Annotated in this window: 17 protein-coding genes; 15 read left to right on the forward strand and 2 right to left on the reverse strand. The window is 51.0% G+C overall.

The features are described from left to right. The first annotated feature begins 20 nt into the window (after positions 1-20). The 5 genes from panC to NR121_RS07575 all read left to right on the forward strand — a co-directional run bounded on the left by panC (position 21) and on the right by NR121_RS07575 (position 5623). Entirely contained in the window at positions 21-890 is an 870-nt protein-coding gene (gene panC, locus NR121_RS07555) for a pantoate--beta-alanine ligase (RefSeq protein WP_062408836.1), read from the forward strand. 28 nt (positions 891-918) lie between these two features. Beyond that, a complete protein-coding gene (gene panD, locus NR121_RS07560) occupies positions 919-1302 on the forward strand; it encodes an aspartate 1-decarboxylase (protein WP_054818304.1) in 384 nt (127 codons plus the stop codon). Between the two features lie 119 nt (positions 1303-1421). Beyond that, positions 1422-2063, forward strand: coding sequence for a tetratricopeptide repeat protein (locus NR121_RS07565; protein ID WP_054818305.1), 642 nt, complete (start codon positions 1422-1424; stop codon positions 2061-2063). A gap of 87 nt (positions 2064-2150) precedes the next feature. Then, positions 2151-5003 (forward strand): ATP-dependent DNA helicase DinG, encoded by a 2853-nt coding sequence (dinG, locus tag NR121_RS07570; protein WP_256831037.1) that lies wholly within the window; start codon positions 2151-2153, stop codon positions 5001-5003. Then, positions 5000-5623 (forward strand): redox-sensing transcriptional repressor Rex, encoded by a 624-nt coding sequence (locus tag NR121_RS07575; protein WP_256831038.1) that lies wholly within the window; start codon positions 5000-5002, stop codon positions 5621-5623. Before dinG ends, NR121_RS07575 begins: the two co-directional genes overlap by 4 nt. Before the next feature lie 46 nt (positions 5624-5669). On the opposite strand, the gene NR121_RS07580 is transcribed toward NR121_RS07575, so the two are convergent. Beyond that, entirely contained in the window at positions 5670-6671 is a 1002-nt protein-coding gene (locus tag NR121_RS07580) for an inorganic phosphate transporter (RefSeq protein ID WP_054818306.1), read from the reverse strand. A gap of 51 nt (positions 6672-6722) precedes the next feature. Continuing rightward, the gene (locus NR121_RS07585; RefSeq protein ID WP_054818307.1) at positions 6723-7343 is read right to left on the reverse strand and encodes a DUF47 domain-containing protein; all 621 of its coding nucleotides are present in this window, start codon (positions 7341-7343) and stop codon (positions 6723-6725) included. 273 nt (positions 7344-7616) lie between these two features. On the opposite strand from NR121_RS07585, the gene NR121_RS07590 reads away from it, so the two are divergent. The 10 genes from NR121_RS07590 to NR121_RS07635 all read left to right on the forward strand — a co-directional run. Beyond that, on the forward strand, positions 7617-8915 hold the full coding sequence (locus tag NR121_RS07590) for an amidohydrolase (protein ID WP_256831040.1): 1299 nt from the start codon (positions 7617-7619) through the stop codon (positions 8913-8915). A 32-nt stretch (positions 8916-8947) separates the two neighbouring features. Next, on the forward strand, positions 8948-9445 hold the full coding sequence (locus tag NR121_RS07595) for a cell wall elongation regulator TseB-like domain-containing protein (protein ID WP_054818315.1): 498 nt from the start codon (positions 8948-8950) through the stop codon (positions 9443-9445). A 192-nt stretch (positions 9446-9637) separates the two neighbouring features. Then, positions 9638-10171 (forward strand): hypothetical protein, encoded by a 534-nt coding sequence (locus NR121_RS07600; protein ID WP_054818308.1) that lies wholly within the window; start codon positions 9638-9640, stop codon positions 10169-10171. Then, entirely contained in the window at positions 10164-11663 is a 1500-nt protein-coding gene (locus NR121_RS07605; RefSeq protein ID WP_062408830.1) for an AAA family ATPase, read from the forward strand. Before NR121_RS07600 ends, NR121_RS07605 begins: the two co-directional genes overlap by 8 nt. Before the next feature lie 213 nt (positions 11664-11876). Beyond that, positions 11877-13517, forward strand: coding sequence for an N-acetylmuramoyl-L-alanine amidase family protein (locus NR121_RS07610; protein WP_256831041.1), 1641 nt, complete (start codon positions 11877-11879; stop codon positions 13515-13517). 13 nt (positions 13518-13530) lie between these two features. Beyond that, complete coding sequence (locus NR121_RS07615) at positions 13531-14115, forward strand: GerMN domain-containing protein (RefSeq protein WP_054818309.1); 585 nt, start codon at positions 13531-13533, stop codon at positions 14113-14115. Between the two features lie 46 nt (positions 14116-14161). Continuing rightward, positions 14162-16924: an S-layer homology domain-containing protein gene (locus NR121_RS07620; protein ID WP_256831042.1), complete on the forward strand. Its 2763-nt coding sequence runs from the start codon at positions 14162-14164 to the stop codon at positions 16922-16924. Between the two features lie 174 nt (positions 16925-17098). After that, positions 17099-17791 (forward strand): endonuclease III, encoded by a 693-nt coding sequence (gene nth / locus NR121_RS07625; protein ID WP_062408827.1) that lies wholly within the window; start codon positions 17099-17101, stop codon positions 17789-17791. Positions 17792-17812: 21 nt separating this feature from the next. Then, a complete protein-coding gene (locus NR121_RS07630; RefSeq protein ID WP_054818310.1) occupies positions 17813-18085 on the forward strand; it encodes a hypothetical protein in 273 nt (90 codons plus the stop codon). A gap of 57 nt (positions 18086-18142) precedes the next feature. After that, positions 18143-19718: dynamin family protein (locus tag NR121_RS07635; protein WP_256831043.1), on the forward strand; the 1576-nt coding region annotated here is incomplete at its 3' end.

Genomic DNA, 19718 nt, shown 5'->3' on the forward strand with positions numbered 1-19718 from the left:
AGATCGGAGAAAAGGGACTTATGCATACCGTAAAGCATATACAGGAGCTTAGGCAATTCATCCGTCAGACCCGATGGAATCGGCCGGAGGCTCGAATCGGATTTGTACCCACGATGGGATATCTTCATCAAGGCCATCAATCGCTGCTTGACACCGCGCGGCGGGAGTGCGATGTCGTTGTGCTCAGCATTTTCGTTAATCCCATTCAGTTCGGACCGAATGAGGATTTCAGCCGGTATCCGAGGGATGAAGAACGGGATATGGCTATCGCGCGTGCCGCCGGAACCGATATTGTCTTTTTCCCGCAAGTAGAGGAGATGTATCCTGCTCCCACCAAAACGATCGTTTCTGTCTCCGGAATAACGCAGCGGCTGTGCGGAGCTTCACGTCCCGGGCACTTTGACGGGGTTGCGACGGTCGTGACCAAGCTGTTGAATATCGTGCAGCCGGATTACGCTTATTTCGGAATGAAGGACGCACAGCAGGTGGCTGTCATTGAACAGATGGTTTATGACCTGAATATCCCTGTCACGATCGTACCCTGTCCTACGGTTCGGGAAAGCGATGGACTGGCCATGAGCTCGCGCAACGTATACTTAACTGCGGAGCAGCGGCGTCAGGCTGTCGTCTTGTCTCAGGCGCTCGATACCGCGGAGCGGATGATCCGGGACAAGCGCGACGGACTCTCGGCTGACGAGCTGCGTGAAGCCGTGACCGCAACCATTCGCACGGCTCCGCTCGCCGAGATAGATTATGCGGAAGTGTTGAGCTATCCGGCATTGGAACCGATCCGCGCTTTGTCGGAGGCCGATCGAATCATTGTGGCCTTGGCCGTAAAATTCGGGAGCACCCGTCTGATCGATAACCGTTTGTTTCACCTGAGGGCGTAAGAACATATATGTACAGGAGGCGGAAGCCGTGTTTCGCACCATGCTGAAATCCAAAATTCACCGTGCAACCGTAACGGAAGCAAACCTGAACTATGTCGGCAGCATTACGATCGATCAGGATTTGCTCGATATCGTCGATATGCTGCCGAACGAAAAAGTGCAAATCGTCAACAACAATAACGGTGCGCGCTTCGAAACGTATATCATTCCGGGACCCCGCGGCTCCGGCGTCATCTGTTTGAACGGAGCGGCGGCCAGACTGGTCCATCCGGGAGATACGGTCATCATTTTATCTTACGTAATGCTGTCCGACGAGGAAGCGAGATCGCATACTCCCCGTATTGCGATCATGGGCGATCAGAATAAAGTCATCAGTGTGCTGAAAGAAGAAATTCATTCCACAGTGCTGTAGAGAGAATGAAACAGGGCGGGGAGACAAACAATGAAGATACAATAAGTCGAGGGCCGAGGCAGGGATCAATAAGCCCTGACTATGGTCAGCGAGAAGCGTAAAGGTGGGTGCTTAGAGAAATGTTTAAACATCTTTTTGCTTCCATGAACGAAATGCTCGATGACGTGATATCGGAATACCCGTCCTCTACAGGCAACAAACGTAAACAATTGCAGGAAAAGCTGCGGGCGCTAAAGGCGATGAGCGACAATTGCATTGAGGAATGGATGCTTTTCGAAGAAAAGCTGGGCAAGCTCATGAGTGTTCCGGGGGTTTCTTTTGGAACGGCTGACCCGCTTGATCCGGAACTTTCCGGTAAACGAACGGATTGGTTTATTCGCGGCCAGGGCTATTATAAGCTCCACATGTTTGATGATGCGATTCAAGAATTCGATAAGCTGGTCAAACACCAACCGGACTTTACCCTGGCGCGTATCTATCTTGCGATGTCTTATCTTCGCAAAGGAGAAACGAATGAAAGCTATGCGCACTTTCATTTTTTGACACAGCTCACGGAAAATATACAGATAAAGGCCATCTCTTATAATGTATTGGGGTGCATCCAAGCCGAGCAGCGCAATATGGAGAAGGCCTGCGAATTTTTCAATATGGCTTATCGTACTTATCCCGCCAGCGTTCAACCGCTGCTGGATTCGGGCGTGTGTTGCGAGAAAAAGGGCGGGCTGGAATTTGCTTTTTCCAACTCGCGGGTACCTTCTTAAACCGCAGGTTAAGTTTGCTATTCCCTTTTGCCCGTAATCTTGTTATCCTATAGAAATAGTGGGAACGAAGGGATTGACTAGCTACCAATGAAATTTGCGGTTTTGGATTTTGAAACGACCGGGAGCACGGCTTCGGATCGAATTATCCAAGTCGGGCTCTTTATTATAAACGATTATGAAATTACGGACAGGTATACTTCACTCGTCAACCCGGGCATGAGTATACCTTCTTCTATTACCTCGCTAACGGGTATTGATGACGAGATGGTGAAGAATTCACCGGACATTGAAAGTGTGATCGCGGAGATGGTGCCGCTGCTGCAGGATGCTGTGCTGGTGGGACACAATACGCCTTTTGACTTGGCGTTTCTGCAGCGGGCTTTGGATGAAAGCGGATATTTTGCATTCGACGGCAGAGTGCTGGATACGATAGATGCTCTTCGAATTCTTTATCCCGGCCTGTCCAGTCTGCAGCTATCCATGGTCAGTCATGCCTTCGGGATCAAGCACGACAGGCCGCATCAAGCCGACAGCGATGCCGAAGCTACGGCGCTCATCTGGCTCCAGTGCATGGAACGCTTTCAATCGCTTCCTCTGCTTACACTTCAGAGATTAGAATTGCTCTTCGAGGACTCCGCTAACGATTTTGGCTGGTTTATTCGGGAAATGAGACAGCATAAGGAACTGCATAATCCGCTGGATACGGACTCGGACCGCTATTTCCGCCAGTTTGCCTTGAATGTGAATGATTGGGGGGCGGAGGAGCCGGAAAATGATGAGAAAATGGCGGGCGAACTGCCGGAAGACTTTGATTCGTTCTACCATCAGCTGAAGCAGGTCCTAAAGCAGCGTTTTGACGCCTATGAGGACCGGGAAGCTCAAGTTACGATGCTGAGAGAAGTGGAATCGGCTTTCGAGCAGGGCAAGCATCTTATTATTGAAGCGGGAACGGGAACCGGAAAATCGCTCGGCTATTTGATTCCTTCGCTATATTACGGTTTAAAGCAGGACAAAAAAATACTGATAAGCACCCACACGATCAATCTTCAAGAGCAGCTGCGGGAACGGGATCTGCCGTTGCTGGAAAGCTTATTTCCGGTTCATTTCAAAGCGGCCGTTTTCAAAGGCCGAAGCCATTATTTGTGCTTGCGCAAATTCGAACAAAAACTGAACTCGCTTGATTTTGAACACGGATGGGACGACCGGATCACCGCAGGTCAAATGCTGGTTTGGCTTGGGGAGACAGCGCGCGGAGATGAAGAGGAGCTTCATTTTGGAAACAAAGGCCAACAGTTCTGGCATACGGTAGCAAGCGATGCGGATTCATGCTTGAACCGTGCATGTCCCTGGTTTAAAAAATGCTTTTACCATCGTGCCCGGCATGACGCCAATACGGCGGATGTCATCATTACAAACCATTCGATGCTGTTCACGGATACGAAAGCGGAAAACCGGCTGCTGCCCGCATATAAACATTTGGTGATCGATGAGGCGCATCATTTTGAAGAAGTGGCCGGCAAGCATTTGGGCATTGACCTGCACTACCATGGTTTGATGAATACGCTGCATTGGTTATATAAAGATTCCCGGTCCGGCCAGTTGTCCTCCTTGCGCTTGCGGCTGCAGAAATTTGAGGAAGAACGGTCGCAAGGCTGGTGCGCAATGATCGATCAGGCCGTGGAGAGGCTGGTGCAGCTAAAAGAGGAATGGGATCAGCTGACCGAACTGCTCTATCAACTGCTTGTCTCCGGGGGGGATGGCAGCCAAACGGAGGGCAGCTCGTTCGTGTACCGGTTGAAGAAGGACAAGCTGCCCGCCGGCTGGGACAAGCTGCTGATCTTAGAGGAGAACATGCAGCTTCATTTCAATGAAGCATTGCACCGGCTTGACCGGATGATCATGGAAATCAAAGAGGTTCAGGACGAATACGATGTGCAAAGCTCGATCACCGATTTGACCGGAACCGTGAAGGAACTGTACAGGCATCGGGATGCGCTGCATTTTTTTATGACGATGCCCGATGACAATTATGTCTACTGGCTCGAAGGCGGCATGTACAATAAGAACCGTTCGCTTCAGCTCTTCTGTGTGCCGGTAGATGTCAGCGAAATGCTGCGGCAAACCTTTTTCGGAGTGAAGGACAGCGTGATTATGACTTCAGCTACGCTTTCGGTCGGCAAATCGTTTGATTACACCTGCGAGCAGCTGGGGCTGGCTTACGGGGATCCGGACGGTAAGCTCAAAACCGTTCAGCTGCCATCGCCCTTCAATTACCGCAAGCAGGCGCTGGTCGCCATACCCCGGGATTTTCCGACGCTGCGGGGAGCCAGCGGCGAGAAGGAATTTCTGGACAAGCTAGTGCCGTCGCTGGCGGAAGTGGCGCTCGAAACGCGCGGCCGGATGCTGGTATTGTTTACATCCAACCGGATGCTCAAGGTCGCTCATGCGGGATTGAAGGACATGCTCTCTTCATTCGGAGTGACCGTACTTGGTCAAGGCGTAGACAGCAGCAACCGAAGCAAGCTGACCCGGTTATTTCAAAGCAACCCAGCCAGTGTGCTGCTTGGGACGAGCAGCTTTTGGGAAGGTGTGGACATTCCCGGCGATGCGCTCAGCTGTCTGGCGATTGTGAGGCTTCCGTTTCAGCCCCCGAATCATCCGCTTGTTGAAGCGAAAACGGAAAAGCTGAAGCAAAAGAACCAGAATCCTTTTATGAAGCTGTCCGTACCCCAGGCGGTCATTCGCTTCAAGCAAGGCTTCGGACGTCTGGTGCGAACGGCTTCGGATAAAGGAATTGTGATTATATACGACACTCGCGTTATCGATACGAACTATGGCAAGTATTTCTTATATTCGCTGCCAGGTCCGAAGATCGAGCACATGAATTCGAATCAGTTGGTACCAAGAATAAAGCAGTGGATGGGTGAAAATGCAGAATGAAAACTCCGAAAATATCCGAAGCGGTTGTTCGTCGGCTTCCGATCTATCTCCGATTTCTGAATGAACTCAGCAAGAAAAACGTACAAACGGTATCCTCTCAGGAGCTGGGGCAAAAGCTGGATTTAAACCCTGCTCAAATCCGCAAGGATTTGGCCTATTTCGGAGAATTCGGGAAAAAGGGTATTGGATACGATGTGGACTATCTGATTGAAAAAATCCGGCAAATATTAAAAATCGACAAGGTGATCCCGGTTGCATTGGTCGGTGCAGGGAATCTGGGTCGGGCGTTATGCAATTATAACGCTTATCTTAAGGATAATATGAAAATTGTGGCCGTGTTCGACTCCCAAAAAACAAAAATCGGAGAATCGATCAACAATTTGAAGGTAAAACCGATGGAGGAGCTTTGTGATACGATTCAAGCGCTAAAGGTGCGGATCGGGATCATAACTGTTCCTGCTATGGAGGCGCAGCACGTGGCCAATCAGTTTGTCGAGGCAGGGGTGGAAGCCATTCTCAACTTTGCTCCGATGATTATCAAGGTGCCCAGCGGGATTCGCGTACACCATGCGGATTTCACGACGGATCTGCAAAGTCTGGCCTATTATTTGGAGGAATAAAAGGAAGCCCGGTGCAATGATCCAGTTGCACCGGGCTTGTCTTTTTTTACGATATAAAGGGGAAAATAATTTTGTAAATCAGAAAGGCCAGCACCATGCTGATCGGGATCGTGATGACCCAGGTCATGACCATCCGGGTGACCGTGCCCCATTTGACATCATGAAATCTCAGGACCGAACCGGTACCGATAATCGATGACGAAATGACATGGGTCGTCGAAAGCGGCATCCCGAGATGGGTGGACGTTTGAATCACGATGGATGAGTTCAGGTCGGAGGCAAAGCCGTTGATCGGTTCAATCTTCAGCAGCTTTTTGCTCACGGTTTTAATGATTTTCCAGCCGCCGATCGAAGTTCCGAGCCCCATAGCGGTGGCCGCGGAAAGTTTCACCCAAAGCGGAACTTCCAAATCCGATTGGTAGCCGAGAGCAACCAATCCGAATACGATAATCCCCATGGCCTTCTGAGCGTCGTTCCCCCCGTGAGAAAAGGACAGCAGCCCGGCCGATAAAATCTGAAAGCCGCGGAAAGTACGGTTAAGCTTGGAGCGTGACTGATTGCCGCTCGCCAATATCAGTTGACGGATAATCCACATAATGATAAAGCCGGTACCAAATGCAACGATAGGCGATAAAATGAGAATCAGCACGATTTGTTGGAATCCCGACCAGTTGACGCTGCTAAGCCCGCCTCCGGCGATGACCGCTCCGGCCAGCGATCCGATAAGCGTATGAGATGACGATGAGGGAATCCCGTAATACCACGTAAGCAGGTTCCAGATAATGGCTGATAGTAAGGCGGCGATAACGACATACATGCCGTTCTCGATCGCAGCAGGATTCGCTACGCTTCCGCCTACGGTTTTGGCAACTTCTGAAGAAAACAATGCACCTATAAAGTTCAGCACCGCTGCGTAAAATACGGCAAAACGCGGCGACAATGCCCTTGTAGATATGGAGGTTGCGATAGCGTTGGCCGTATCGTGAAAGCCGTTAATAAAGTCAAAGATCAACGCCAAGGCGACGATGATGATAAGTATAGTTAACATAATGTCCTCCTAAGCATGCTGGGGTTCCTTAGCGGCCGGCACAACGGCTGTTCAGGAATATCTCAGCACAACGCTTTCCAGAATGTTGGCTACGTCTTCGCATGCGTCGGTCGTTTGTTCCAAACGCTCGTACAGCTCTTTTAGCTTGAAATCGTGGTACGGGTCCGTTGGATTGGTGAAAATTTCACGGATGCCTTCGCGCATCAGACGGTCGGCTTCATTTTCCAGGCTGTTGATTTGAACCGTATGCTCCGTGAGCTGCATATATTTCTTTTTGGAAAGCAGCTTGAACGCATCCAGGATGTGCTGGCAGCTGGCGACGATGACCGCCGAGAATTCTCTCATATATTTGTCGGAGACGGTGATGTTCAAATAATCGAATCGTGCAATGGTAGCTTCGATCCCGTCCAGGACGTCATCAACCTTGGCGGCCAGTTCCATGATATCTTCGCGATCTATAGGTGTGATAAACACTTTGTTAAGCCCTTTGAAAATTTGATGCGTGATTTGGTCGCCTTTGTTCTCCAGTTCTTTCAACTGCGGGTAGAAGGCAGCCGGAGGCTGATCTCCCATGACGGCATTGCGAAACATTTGTGCCGCTTGCAGCGTGTTCTCCGATGCGTTAATCAGCAGGAGAAGAAAATCCGTATCATTTTTTTTAGTGAAAAGCATAGCTTTGGCCTCCCGAAATTGTTAAAAATTAATGAAGATCACATCGCGAAGATAAAAAATATGTAGAAACGTGCCGTCAATTTTTTCACAAAATTAAAAATAACACAATCGGCTGATGGAAAGCAATGAAGATTTCTTGAGTTAGGATATGAAAAATTTGTTTCTGATATGTAATGGTAAAAGTGGTTATAAGTACTAGACTCCTTGATTTTGCCGCGCTGAAGTTGTACATTGGAAACGGACTTGTAATTTGCAGGGGAAAGGAAGGGTCTAATGAAAAAAACAATCATTGAGAACGGCACTTTTATTACGATGAATGAGAAAACACCTGTCATTAACGGATATATGACAATGGAAGGTAATCGGATTACATATATAGGAGAGCAGGCTCCCTCGCCAGAGGCGACATTCGATGAGCGGATCGATGGAAACGGGAAGCTGTATATGCCCGGATTGGTCAATACGCATGGTCACGCCGCCATGTCGCTCTTGCGCGGTTATGGGGACGATTTGGCCTTGCAGGTATGGCTGCAGGAGAAAATGTGGCCTATGGAAGGAAAATTTACCGCGCACGATGTACGGACAGGGACCAAGCTTTCGGTTTTGGAAATGCTGAAGGGCGGAACGACAACATTCGTTGACATGTACGACCACATGAACGAAGTGGCGGAGGTTGCGGAGGAAAGCGGTATACGTGCTTGTCTGACCCGCGGCGTAATCGGTTTGTGCTCCCGTGAGGAGCAGGATGCCAAGCTGGAGGAAGCGATCCAATTCGCCAAATCGTGGCACGGACAAGCCGGCGGTCGGATTACGACCATGATGTCGCCGCATGCTCCTTATACATGCCCTCCAGATTATATTGAAAGAATTGTACAGGCCGCGCACGACTTGAATCTTCCGATCCATATCCATATGTCGGAAACGGCAAGAGAAGTGGAGGAAAATGTAAAGCAGTACGGGGCAAGACCCGTGGCTCATTTGGAGAAGCTGGGGGTATTCTCCAGGCCGACGCTTGTCGCGCATGCGGTACACCTGACAGACGAGGAAATCGCCGTCCTGAAAAACCATGACGTGCGCGTATCTCATAATCCGGGGAGCAATTTGAAGCTGGCGAGCGGAGTAGCCCGTGTGCCTGAACTGCTGAAGGCCGGTGTTATTGTTTCGCTGGGGACGGACGGAGCGGCAAGCAATAACAACCTGGATATGCTGGAGGAAATTCGCTTAGCCGCCTTGATTCATAAGGGTGTGTCAGGGGATCCCGTAGCTGTTCCGGCTTGGGACGCATTAAAGCTCGGGACGCTGTACGGCGCCCAATCGATATGGCTTGGGGATGTAGGGGCGCTTAAGGCCGGAATGAAGGCGGATTTCATTGCGCTGGATATGCAGCAGCCTCACTATTATCCTCGGACGAATGTGATTTCTCATGTCGTTTATGCGGCGAGTTCCCGGGATGTTACCGACGTGTGCATCGACGGCCGATGGATTATCAGAAATAATGAGTGCTTGACATTGGATGAAGAAAAAATAAAATTTGAAGCGCAGCAATGTTTTGAGCGGCTAACTGCCGGTTGACGGGGACGGAATAAAGAGGAGGAGAGTCGTTGGTGAGCAAAAGCTGGAAGATCGCCGCAATTGCGGTGTTTGCGGCGGCAGTCCTATGCATCGGAATGATCATAGCCTTTCGCGCGGTGACGGAACGTGAATGGGGCATTCAGCGAATGGCGGTTCAAACAGCGTATGAGAAGACCATATTGGCAAAGGCAAACAAAGTGGAACGATTTGTCGGCGACAAAACATACACCGTCATCTATGGGGAAGATAAAATCGGACAGCCGATTTATGTGTGGGTGGCTGAAGATGAAATTCGAACCGAAATGGGATCGGCCGGTTTGAGTGCGGGACAGGCCGAAGCGTTGGTGAAGACCAAGCATCCTCAGGCGGATGTGCTCAGAGTGATGCTCGGCGTTCAAGACGGGCAGCCGGTTTGGGAAGTTTTCTACAAGCTGAAACCGGAAAACGCTTCGCGGGATCAATATTTTTACGATTTTTATACATTTAAAGACGGACTGCATCGGGATACATGGAGGTTATCCATACAGTAACGGCAGGCGATGTTATACAGGCCGCGGGAGAGCAAGCTGAAGAAGCAATGCCTTTCGCGGCCTTGTGTTTTGGCTTTCTTACAGAGCATTTACGTATTTTCCACACATTGCATCGCCATCAGTATATATCATATGATATACTTCGAGTATGGCTATTATGATATACTATTTACGAAAGGAGGACGTTGATTCATGAAACTACGTCTTTTGCCTGTTGTATTGAGTGTTCTGGTTTCAGCCTCCTTATTATTCGGCGGATATTTTGCATATCAAAGTTACGCTATGGAAAGCCCTCTTGAAAAAGTCGTGTCAGCTATTCCCGGCGTTGAACTTGAATCTATAAAATTATCGGGTAACGAAGCACAATTGGAGCTTGCGGTCGCACCGGGGACAAGTCTCCGGGAAGTGTACCACCGGATTCAGAACGAAGGGCGTTCGACGCTCGGCAGCAAAGAGTTGAAACTCAAAGTGGTCAATCCACCGTCCGAACGGCTGGAGCAGTGGTGGTCGTCGGCATTGTTCGAGATCGCTCAGGCGATGGAAACAAAGCAGTATGCGCAAATTCCAAAAACGCTTGAAGATCGTACGGCGAAAAGCGAAGGGATTCAAGCAACGACAGAAATGGACGATAAATTCGTATACATTACGATTACGGACGGTAAGGACAGCAAGTATGTGATGCTTCCACGGACGCCTGCCAAATTGGGAGTGTGGCCTAATGAGTAAGTACGGTAAAGAAATCGTGATTGGCGTTGTACCTGTTCTTATAGCATTTTTGTTATTTCTTGGTGTGAATATCATTCCGATCGTATTTATGGCGGCCTTTCTGGGAGCCTTTGTGTATATGACCCGAGTGCGCAACGGCATGAATGTCGGTTCCGAGCGAAAAGCAAGGAGCAGAACGCCTGCTTACATGACCTTTGATGATATCGGAGGTCAAGAACGGGCAAAGGAGGAGCTGAAGGAAGCGCTCGACTTTCTGATTCGCGCGGAGGATATTCAGCGGCTCGGCATCCGTCCGCTTAAAGGCATATTGTTGACGGGACCTCCGGGAACGGGCAAAACGTTAATGGCCAAGGCCTCGGCGCATTATACGAATTCGGTATTTATGGCGGCGTCGGGCAGTGAATTTGTAGAGATGTATGTGGGCGTCGGCGCAAGCCGGATTCGGGACCTGTTTAAAGAAGCCAGAACCCGGGCGGTAAAAGAAAACAAAAACAGCGCCATTGTCTTTATCGATGAAATCGATGTGATCGGAGGCAAGCGGGACGGCGGTCAGCATCGGGAATATGACCAGACGTTAAACCAGCTGTTGACCGAGATGGACGGGATTCATACCGACGAAACGCCGCGCGTGCTCATCATGGCCGCAACCAACCGCAAAGAAATGCTGGATCCGGCGCTGCTTCGTCCCGGACGCTTCGACCGGCACATTGAAGTCGATCTGCCGGATAAAAAGGGCCGTCTCCATATCTTAAACATCCATGCCAAAAATAAACCGCTGTCGGACAATATTGATATGGAGCTGATCGCGAGGGAGACCTTTCACTTCTCCGGAGCGCAGTTGGAGAGCGTCATGAACGAAGCGGCCATTTATGCGATGCGCGATAACGCGGATAAGATCAGCCAGGAGCATCTGTCTCTGGCGGTCGACAAAGTGATGCTCGGCGAGAAAACGGACCGCGAGTCGACAAAAGAGGAGCGGGAGCGGGTAGCCATGCACGAGCTTGGGCATGCTATTGCAGCAGAGCTGGTACGTCCGGGATCGGTATCGCAAGTATCGCTAAGTCCGCGGGGCAAGGCGCTCGGGTTTGTAAGGCATAACCCTCAGCAGGATCAGTATTTGTATACCAAAGAACAAATCGAGCATCAAATCATGATTGCGCTGGGAGGTGCGGTCGCAGAAGAGATGTTCTACGGCGGCCGCAGCACGGGGTCGCGCAACGACTTCGAGCAGGCGTTGAACATGGTTCGGACCATGATGGATTCAGGACTCACAAGGCTTGGCATTATTGACAGAGACATGGTAACCAAGGAAGAGCTGATGAAGGAAAATGCGGCGATCCTGAATCAGTTGATGACAGCTACACGCAACATGCTGGAGCAGCACCGCAAAGTGTTTGAAGAATCGCTCGACATCTTGATTGCGGAGGAAGTGCTGTCCGGCAATCAGTTCAGGGAACTGCTGCAGAGGTCGATAAACCAGCAAATTGCATAGAGAATATAGAAGCAATCGATGGACCGGAGGCGTTTGGCCTCCGGTTTTTTGCGTTTTTTTATGTTTTTCTGCTTGTTTCGCCAAAAGTGCAACTTTTTTGTTTTTTCATAGTCTAATATAATGGTAGATTTCACCACCGTCTTCCTTTTGCCGTCCGAAAGCAACACAATCTTTCGGCATTCTACATAGAACCAATAATATAAATTGAGGTGCATGATGAAGGTTTTCACTGCCTGGTTCACGATGTTGCTCCTGTCATTCCTGTTGCTGCCCGTTATAGGTTTGGCCGCGGCTCAGCCGATCCAATTGTTCATGAACGGCAAGCAGCTGGTCCCCGAGGTTGCCCCCCGTATCGTCAACGATAATACGATCGTGCCGATCCGGATTATCGCGGAATCGCTCGGCTCCAAGGTGTCATGGGACCCTAAATTGCGCAAGGTGTCGGTGGCCAAAGAAGGCACCAGCATCCAATTGTTTATTGACAAAAAGCAGGCGACGGTCGACGGCAAATCCTATATTCTTGAAACAGCTCCGACCATTATTGAAGGGAACACCATGCTTCCGATTCGTTTTGTAAGCGAGAATCTGGGTGTGGAAGTCACATGGGACGAGCCAACCCGCTCCGTATTCCTGTATCAAAAACAAAAAGAAAGCCCTGAACCTGATCAGACCGGTTCAGAAGACGGAAAAGTCAAGCCGGGAAATGATGCGGCAGCGGCCGGCAATCATTCTGCGGGCAATAATAACTCTGCCGGCGGCAAAAATCCGCAAGAAAGCAAAGATAAAACAGGGGATAAGGAAGCTTCTTCAGACGGCTCGGGCAATCCGGTAAAAGCCGGCGAGCAGCCTGTTAATCCGGGTGCGAACGCTCCCTCGCCCGGATGCGCAGTACCGCAAAGCGCCACCAGGTCATTGGCGCCTGGGGCGGCCGATGCCAACGCTCCCGCTGTGAAAGATGGAAAAGCGCCGGTTAAGGTGCAATCGATCACATTTGATGGCGAGATGCTGTGCATTCAGACGACCGGCGGCGAAGTGAAGCCTACGATGTTCAAACTGGCCGAACCGGACCGGATCGTACTGGATATCCCGGGAGCGGAGCTTGATGCGACCTTGGCGACGGTTGTCAATGAAGCCAAGGAAGGTACGGTTCCTTTAACTGAACCGCATGATATCGTGGCAAAAATTCGCTATTCTCTATTTTCAAAAGAACCGTCTACCGTTAGAATAGTAATTGATTTGCAAAAAAAATCCGAATTGATCTTATCGGATGTGCTGCCTGGCGGTCTGATCTCCGCCAAGTTCGCCAAAGGTAAAGACCGCTACCGGGTGGTCATTGATCCGGGACACGGCGGGAAGGATTCCGGTGCGGTTTCGGTGACGAACCGATTTGAAAAAGATTTAGTGCTATCTCTTGGCCATAAGGTAGCCGATCTTCTTCAGAAGGAGCCTGGCATCGAAGCAGTGATGACAAGAACCGACGATACGTTCATTGAACTGGCGGATCGGGTAGCCAAAGCGGAAGAGTCCGAGGCCGATTTATTCATATCGATTCACGCCAATACGATTAACAAGGAATCCGTCGGAGGAACGGAAACGTTCTACTGGACGCCGCAAAGCCTGGATTTTGCGAATCTGATGCACAAATCTATTGTTGAAGCAACGGGTTTTACCGACCGGAAGGTCAAACAGGAGCGCTTCTATGTGATTCGTAACACCACGATGCCGTCAGTACTCCTGGAAATCGGCTTTTTGTCCAATCCTGCGGAAGAAGCTCTGATGTATCAGGATGCATTCCAAAATCGGGTTGCCGAATCCATCGTTGCTGCCATTAAGAAGCAGTTGAATCTTGACTAAGGAGTTGGTGACCATGAATCAAAAATGGCATAAAGGATTGGCAGCCGCAGCCGTTTTCACTTTGCTGCTTTCGGGCTGTGGACAGAGTAAACCGCCCGCGCAGAACCCGGGGGCAGCAGCACCCCCTGCAACTACGGAGCAGGGCTCTCAGCAGGGGACGAATGAGCCTCCCCAGACCGCGACGCCTCAACCGAATCAGGAACAGAATAAGGAATTGAAGGTAAAGGCCTATTATACGGATGCCAATTTTGAGAAGTTGGTCGAAAAAGAAGTGACGATCAGCTTTAAACAGGATCAGGACAAGTACAAAGCGGCGCTGGAAAAGCTGGAAACGAGTCCGGACAACCAAACGCTTCCATTATTTAAAGGCTTTACGTTCCATAAAGTGGAATTGTCAAACGGTCAGCTGACGATCGATTTGTCCATGTCTCCTGAGTCTCATTTGGGTTCAGGAGGAGAGGAAATGCTCCTGACTGCGCTGCAAAACACGCTGTTTCAGTTCACGGAGGTTCAATCGATTCAAGTGCTGGTGGACGGCAAACAAGTGGAAAGCTTGATGGGCCATATGGATCTGCCGCACCCGATCAAACGTAATTAATGCTGATATGTGGATTACCAGATAACTGAGGGGAGCTATTGGATACATGAAGAGCAAGAAACAAAAGCAAGCACGCAGGCTGGCCGCTGCCGTACTGGCGCTCTCTCTTACGGTAAGCGGCTCGGCTTTTGCCGAGCAAACGGGGACGGGCTCCGGCACGACGGGAACATCGGCGGCCTCGACGGCAGGGAACGTTCAGCGGTTCTCTGACGTGAGTCCGCAGCATTGGGCGATCAAGCATATTACGAAGCTTGCCGCCATTGGCATTATTCAAGGCTATGAAAGAGCGGAATACCGTCCCGAAAACTCCGTGTCCCAGCAGGATGTCATTGTGATGGCGATCCGGATGATGGGGCTGGAAAAGCAGGCGCTCGAAAATAAAGCAGAGACGGTGTTACCTGTTCAGGTAAGCGATTATGCCAAGCCTTATGTTGCCTATGCCTTTGACAGAGGATTGATCCTGACGCAGGAGGAGGCCGGCGATACGTCCTCCAAGACAGCCTGGGGATCCCGCGACGCTACTCGCGAATGGGTGGCGAAGCTGATTATTCGGGCGATCGGAAAAGAAGATCTTGCAAGGCAGGAGGCGGCTTCGTCGTCTATGTTCGCGGATGCCGAGGACATGTCCGACTGGGCCAACGGGTACATTAATGCCGCTGCTGTGCTCAAGATTGTTCAAGGCTTTGAAGACAACGGATTCCATCCGCAAGGCAAAGTGACGAGGGCTCAAATGGCCACGTTCCTCAGCCGTGCGGACAAAGAATTGACCACCCGTTCCGACCGGGTGTCCATCGGTTACGTGATGGAGCTGACCGACCGCAAAATCAGCGTGCTGAATAGTCAGGGAACGACGGACAGCTACACCATCTCGACGAATACGGTCATCTATAACGCGAAGGACGACACCCGGATTCCTTTATCGTCCATTAAGCTTACCAATGAAGTTTATGTTGTACATAATCAAGGCGAAGCTTTGTATGTCGAGCTGACAGACGATCAGGAGCAGATGGAAACGTACGAAGGTACGCTTGGCCAAACCTTCCTGGATCAAATGATGGTATCGATTCAACAAGGGACGCAAAGCACTTTGTATAAGCTTGCTTCCAATGTAACGATAACGGATGCATCGGGCCGGGGGCTCAGCCTGGGCTCTATTGAACCGGGAAGCATCCTGCAGTTAAAGCGGAACATGCTGCTGAAAGAAAATGAAATCTCCCATATCATCGTGAAGCAGGTTCCGCTGAACAAAACGGCGGAAGGTACGGTACTAAGCATTAATCTGGAACAAAAGCAGGTGACGTTCCTTGAACAAACCTCGGGACAAAAGGAGACCTATTCCTTCCCGGTTCTCGCTACGGTAACGCTGCCTGACGGAACGATTTCCGACCTGTCGAAGCTGCGCGTCGGCGATACGGTGGCTTACACCATCAAGTCTAACGAGGCGGTGTCCATCACGATCCGCAAGCAGGCGGACGTTACCCAATCGGTAGAAGGCACGCTGGAAAGCCTCAGCAACGACAAGAAAATTATGACGATCAAAAAAGCCGGCGGCAGCGCGCTCGGAGCTTACTTTATTGCCGACAATGCACTCATATCGATCGACGGATTGCCGAACGCCAGCCTGTACGATATTGAAACCGGCGATACGCTGAAGCTGGACCTTGTCAACGATAAAGTGGTCAAGGTCACTGTGACGAGCCGTTCGGTAAAACAGTATGTTTTTGCTTCTATTGTCGGTTATGACCCCGATAGGAAACTGCTTACGATTGAAGCCGACAACGGGGAATTCGGCGTGTTCCGGCTGACCGACTCCACGGCCGTTCGCATTGGAGATGCCACGCTTCCGGTGTCCAACTTCCAATCGATGTTCATCTCGAATGGAAACAATAAGAGAAAAATCGACCTGAAGGTATCCAAGGATAAAATCGTTCAGGTCGAAATGACGCAGTATATCGAGGGTACCGTCGCACAGATCAACAGTACAACCAATGAGATGACGATCCGGACGGTAGGCGGCCAAAATCTGACGTTCAAAGCGTATGCGAGCACCAAGGTGGAGCTGCAGAACAAAACGAACGGCACGCTGGCTGATCTGAAGGTAGGAGACTCGATCCGCGCTAATATCAACCTCGGGGATCAGACGATGATTTCAGATATCGTGATGAAAAAGGTTGGAGTGTATAAGGTGCTTTACACCACACCGTCTACCCGTCAGGTGAGTGTGAAGGACGAGAACGGAACGCTTCTGACGTTTGTGGTGGACAGCAACGATAAGATCAGCAATCCGGGTAAATCGACGAACGCTTTCGAAGATATCCAGGTGGACGAGTATGTAAAAGCCAGCTTTAACGGTGTGACTTTGGCGAATGTCACTATTCTGAATACACTGCGCGGCAAGGTGACGGCTGTAGACGCCGCGCTGGGAACCATAACGGTACAGGACTTCCAAGGAAACGTTCAGGTGCAGCCGCTCGGGTCTCAATTTACAATCAAGCTGAATGGGACCACATCGGCGGCGATTACCTCTTTGAAGCCGGATGACCGGGTGGAGGTGATCCGCGACGTGAACGATAAAATAACGATTCATGTTGCCACTGCCTCCAAGCGCGTCGTTTCATCGTACATGTATACGGTAAACCAGTTGATTCTGAAGCCAACGGGCAACAATGACAAAACGTCATACAGCTTCTTTGCCAAAGCTTATTTGCATAAAGGCAATCAAACCGTGGCCGCGAATGCTTTCATGGAGAATGAAGAAGTGACCATTTATGTGCTGGACGATAAAATTATCGAGATCGAAAAGCCCTAATCTTTTTTAAGCCATGATGAAACTTTTTTCGCTTATCTGCCGTCTGTGTGGTAAGGAAACCTTACTCACAGGCGGTTTTTTCGTAAAAAGTTCGCATTTTGTCGGCCCGGGTCATTGATTCGTCCTGCTCAATTCGGTAAACTGTAAGAAATGGGCGGAAAGAGGGGCGAGACGATGAAACCAACGAAGACCAGAATCATTCTTGATCAAATCGCCAAAATGTATCCCGATGCCCATTGCGAGCTTCACCATTCGAATCCATTCGAGCTGACGATCGCTGTTCTATTGTCCGCTCAATGTACGGACGAAACCGTGAACAAAGTGACCGCCACGTTGTTTCAGAAGTATAAGAGACCTGAGGATTATTTGGCCGTGCCGCTGGAGGAATTAGAGCAGGATATCCGGCGCATCGGGCTTTACCGGAACAAAGCGAAGAACATTCAAGCGCTTTGCGCGCTCCTGTTGGACAAGTATGATGGAGAAGTTCCCCGTGAGCATGAGAAGCTTGTCGAGCTTCCCGGTGTCGGGAGAAAAACGGCGAATGTCGTAGTCTCCAATGCATTTGGTGTGCCCGCGATCGCCGTCGATACTCATGTGGAGCGGGTATCCAAAAGGTTAGGGCTGGCTGGAGAAAAGGATTCCGTGCTGGAAGTGGAAAAGAAATTAATGAAAAAGGTGCCGCGTGAGGAATGGACGCAGACGCACCATCGGCTCATTTTTTTCGGGCGTTACCACTGTAAGGCGCAAAACCCGAAATGTGAGCTGTGCCCATTGCTGGAATATTGCCGAGAAGGAAAAAAACGGTTGAAAACGAAAACGAACCCGAGCAGGAAATCCATGTCAAAGGGAAAAACTGTAAAAGTGTGAATGAGAAAGGATCGGATAATAGTGAAATGCATATCGGTATATACCAGTAATTTTGAAGTGTTTTCAGATATTTATGAGAAGGTGCTCCAAACTCCGCTTCAGGAAAATGAAGAAAAGCAGGTGGACGGCGTTACCGTTTCGGAGTCCGGCAGCGTGCCGGAAAATTATCTGAACCGAATGAAGCAGCGTCCTGAGGTTGTGGTCATGAAGGTGAAGGATAAAGACATTACCATTTTGCAGCACCGCGATGTATTCGAAATTTTTATCCCTGAGACCGAAAATATGGTACACTAAAACCGAAGCAATTCGGTTTTTTTTCTTTCAAACAGAGGATTAGGGGTAGAGAAACGGATGAAAAGCGTAATGACTTCAGGGGAAGCCATATCGGTTCAAGAGCAAGCGGGGAATATGAATCCGGACGCAACGATGGAGGAGGCCGTCCGTCATCTTCTGACACAAGTCGAACAGGCCGGCGATCAGGAGAACGGCCGAAAATTCAAGCAGCTGCTGGCTAAAGCGGAGAGCGGCCGGCTTCATCTGGCATTCTGCGGACATTTTTCGGCGGGGAAGTCAAGTTTGATTAACAAGCTGTGCGGGCATACGCTGCTGCCTTCCAGTCCGATTCCGACTAGCGCCAATATCGTCAGTATCGTGGATGGGGAAGCCGGAGCCCGGGTCATTTATCGGCATGAATCCCTTGACGGGGACGGCGCCGCGAAAGTGGAGCAGGTGCCATTGGATGATCTGGCGGAGCACTGCCGCAACGGTGAAGCGATCGAAACGGTGGAAATCCGTTATCCGATTCCGTTTCTGAAGGGGCATGCGGCGCTTTTGGATACGCCGGGGATCGACTCTACGGACGATGCGCATCAGTTGGCTACGGAATCGGCGCTGCACTTGGCCGATGTGGTCTTTTATGTGATGGATTACAACCATGTTCAGTCGGAAATCAATCTGGCGTTTACGAAAAAGTTGACGGAGTGGGGCAAGCCGCTCTATCTGATTGTCAACATGATGGATAAACACCGCGAGCATGAAGTGCCTTTGGATGTTTATCAGGCCGGAGTGCGCGAGGCGTTCGCGAACTGGGGGGTGACCCCTGCCGGGATCGTCTATACTTCGGTGAAGATGCCGGATCATCCGGCCAGCGAGTGGGGCGAGCTGGAGAGCCTGCTCGGCCGGCTGATCGAGCTTCGGGAGCCGCTGGTGCGGCTCAGCCTCGAGAAGTCGGCGCGCGCTTTGGCGGCGGCGCATGCCGCGAAGATGGCCGAGGCGAACGAGCCGGCCAAGGAGGCGCTGCGCGTCAAGATCGCCGCGGACGAGGGATATGAGGCCGCGCAGGAGCAAATGCGCGAAGCGAGCGCCGAGCTTGCGCGGCTGACCGCTCTGCCGCAGGAGCTGGTGGCGGCGCTGCGTAAAGACGTAACGGCGGTGCTCGAAGCCGCGAACGTCATTCCTGCTGTGACGCGGGACCTTGCGCATGTCTATTTGGACAGCCGGCGGCCGGGCTTTAAGGTAGGCTGGCTGGGCTCGGCGGCGAAGACGGCGGCGGAGCGGCAGCAGCGTCTGGCCGCGCTGCATCGCGATTTTGTATCGCAGGTGGAGACGCAGGTGGAGCGGCATGTTCAGCAGTCGGTCAAAGCGGCCTTTGAAGGCCAGGGTCTGCCGGCCGGTTTAGCGGCCGAGGCGGCGGATCGGATTCATGCGGAGATCACGCCCGAATGGCTGGCCGCTCAAGTGAACGAGGCGGCTGTCTTTGGCGGAGAATACACGATGACGTATTCGAAGCAGATTGCGGCGGAGGCCAAGGCGCTCTACCGCAAGCAGGCGTTCGCCGTGGCCGACGAGCTGGCCGACGCCCTCGCGGCGGCGCTTCAGCCGCGCCTCACGGCGCTGCGCGGGCAGGTCGCCGAGCTCAGATCGGAAG

The sequence above is a fragment of the Paenibacillus sp. Pae15 genome, from assembly GCF_024519685.1.
Taxonomy (GTDB): domain Bacteria; phylum Bacillota; class Bacilli; order Paenibacillales; family NBRC-103111; genus Paenibacillus_G; species Paenibacillus_G naphthalenovorans.

What these genes read in the sequence shown, in the direction of transcription:
- panC (WP_062408836.1), top strand. Translation starts at nt 21, where the DNA reads ATGCATACCGTAAAGCATATACAGGAGCTTAGGCAATTCATCCGTCAG.
- NR121_RS07565 (WP_054818305.1), top strand. Translation starts at nt 1,422, where the DNA reads ATGTTTAAACATCTTTTTGCTTCCATGAACGAAATGCTCGATGACGTG.
- dinG (WP_256831037.1), top strand. Translation starts at nt 2,151, where the DNA reads ATGAAATTTGCGGTTTTGGATTTTGAAACGACCGGGAGCACGGCTTCG.
- NR121_RS07575 (WP_256831038.1), top strand. Translation starts at nt 5,000, where the DNA reads ATGAAAACTCCGAAAATATCCGAAGCGGTTGTTCGTCGGCTTCCGATC.
- NR121_RS07580 (WP_054818306.1), bottom strand. Translation starts at nt 6,671, where the DNA reads ATGTTAACTATACTTATCATCATCGTCGCCTTGGCGTTGATCTTTGAC.
- NR121_RS07585 (WP_054818307.1), bottom strand. Translation starts at nt 7,343, where the DNA reads ATGCTTTTCACTAAAAAAAATGATACGGATTTTCTTCTCCTGCTGATT.
- NR121_RS07590 (WP_256831040.1), top strand. Translation starts at nt 7,617, where the DNA reads ATGAAAAAAACAATCATTGAGAACGGCACTTTTATTACGATGAATGAG.
- NR121_RS07600 (WP_054818308.1), top strand. Translation starts at nt 9,638, where the DNA reads ATGAAACTACGTCTTTTGCCTGTTGTATTGAGTGTTCTGGTTTCAGCC.
- NR121_RS07605 (WP_062408830.1), top strand. Translation starts at nt 10,164, where the DNA reads ATGAGTAAGTACGGTAAAGAAATCGTGATTGGCGTTGTACCTGTTCTT.
- NR121_RS07610 (WP_256831041.1), top strand. Translation starts at nt 11,877, where the DNA reads ATGATGAAGGTTTTCACTGCCTGGTTCACGATGTTGCTCCTGTCATTC.
- NR121_RS07615 (WP_054818309.1), top strand. Translation starts at nt 13,531, where the DNA reads ATGAATCAAAAATGGCATAAAGGATTGGCAGCCGCAGCCGTTTTCACT.
- NR121_RS07620 (WP_256831042.1), top strand. Translation starts at nt 14,162, where the DNA reads ATGAAGAGCAAGAAACAAAAGCAAGCACGCAGGCTGGCCGCTGCCGTA.
- nth (WP_062408827.1), top strand. Translation starts at nt 17,099, where the DNA reads ATGAAACCAACGAAGACCAGAATCATTCTTGATCAAATCGCCAAAATG.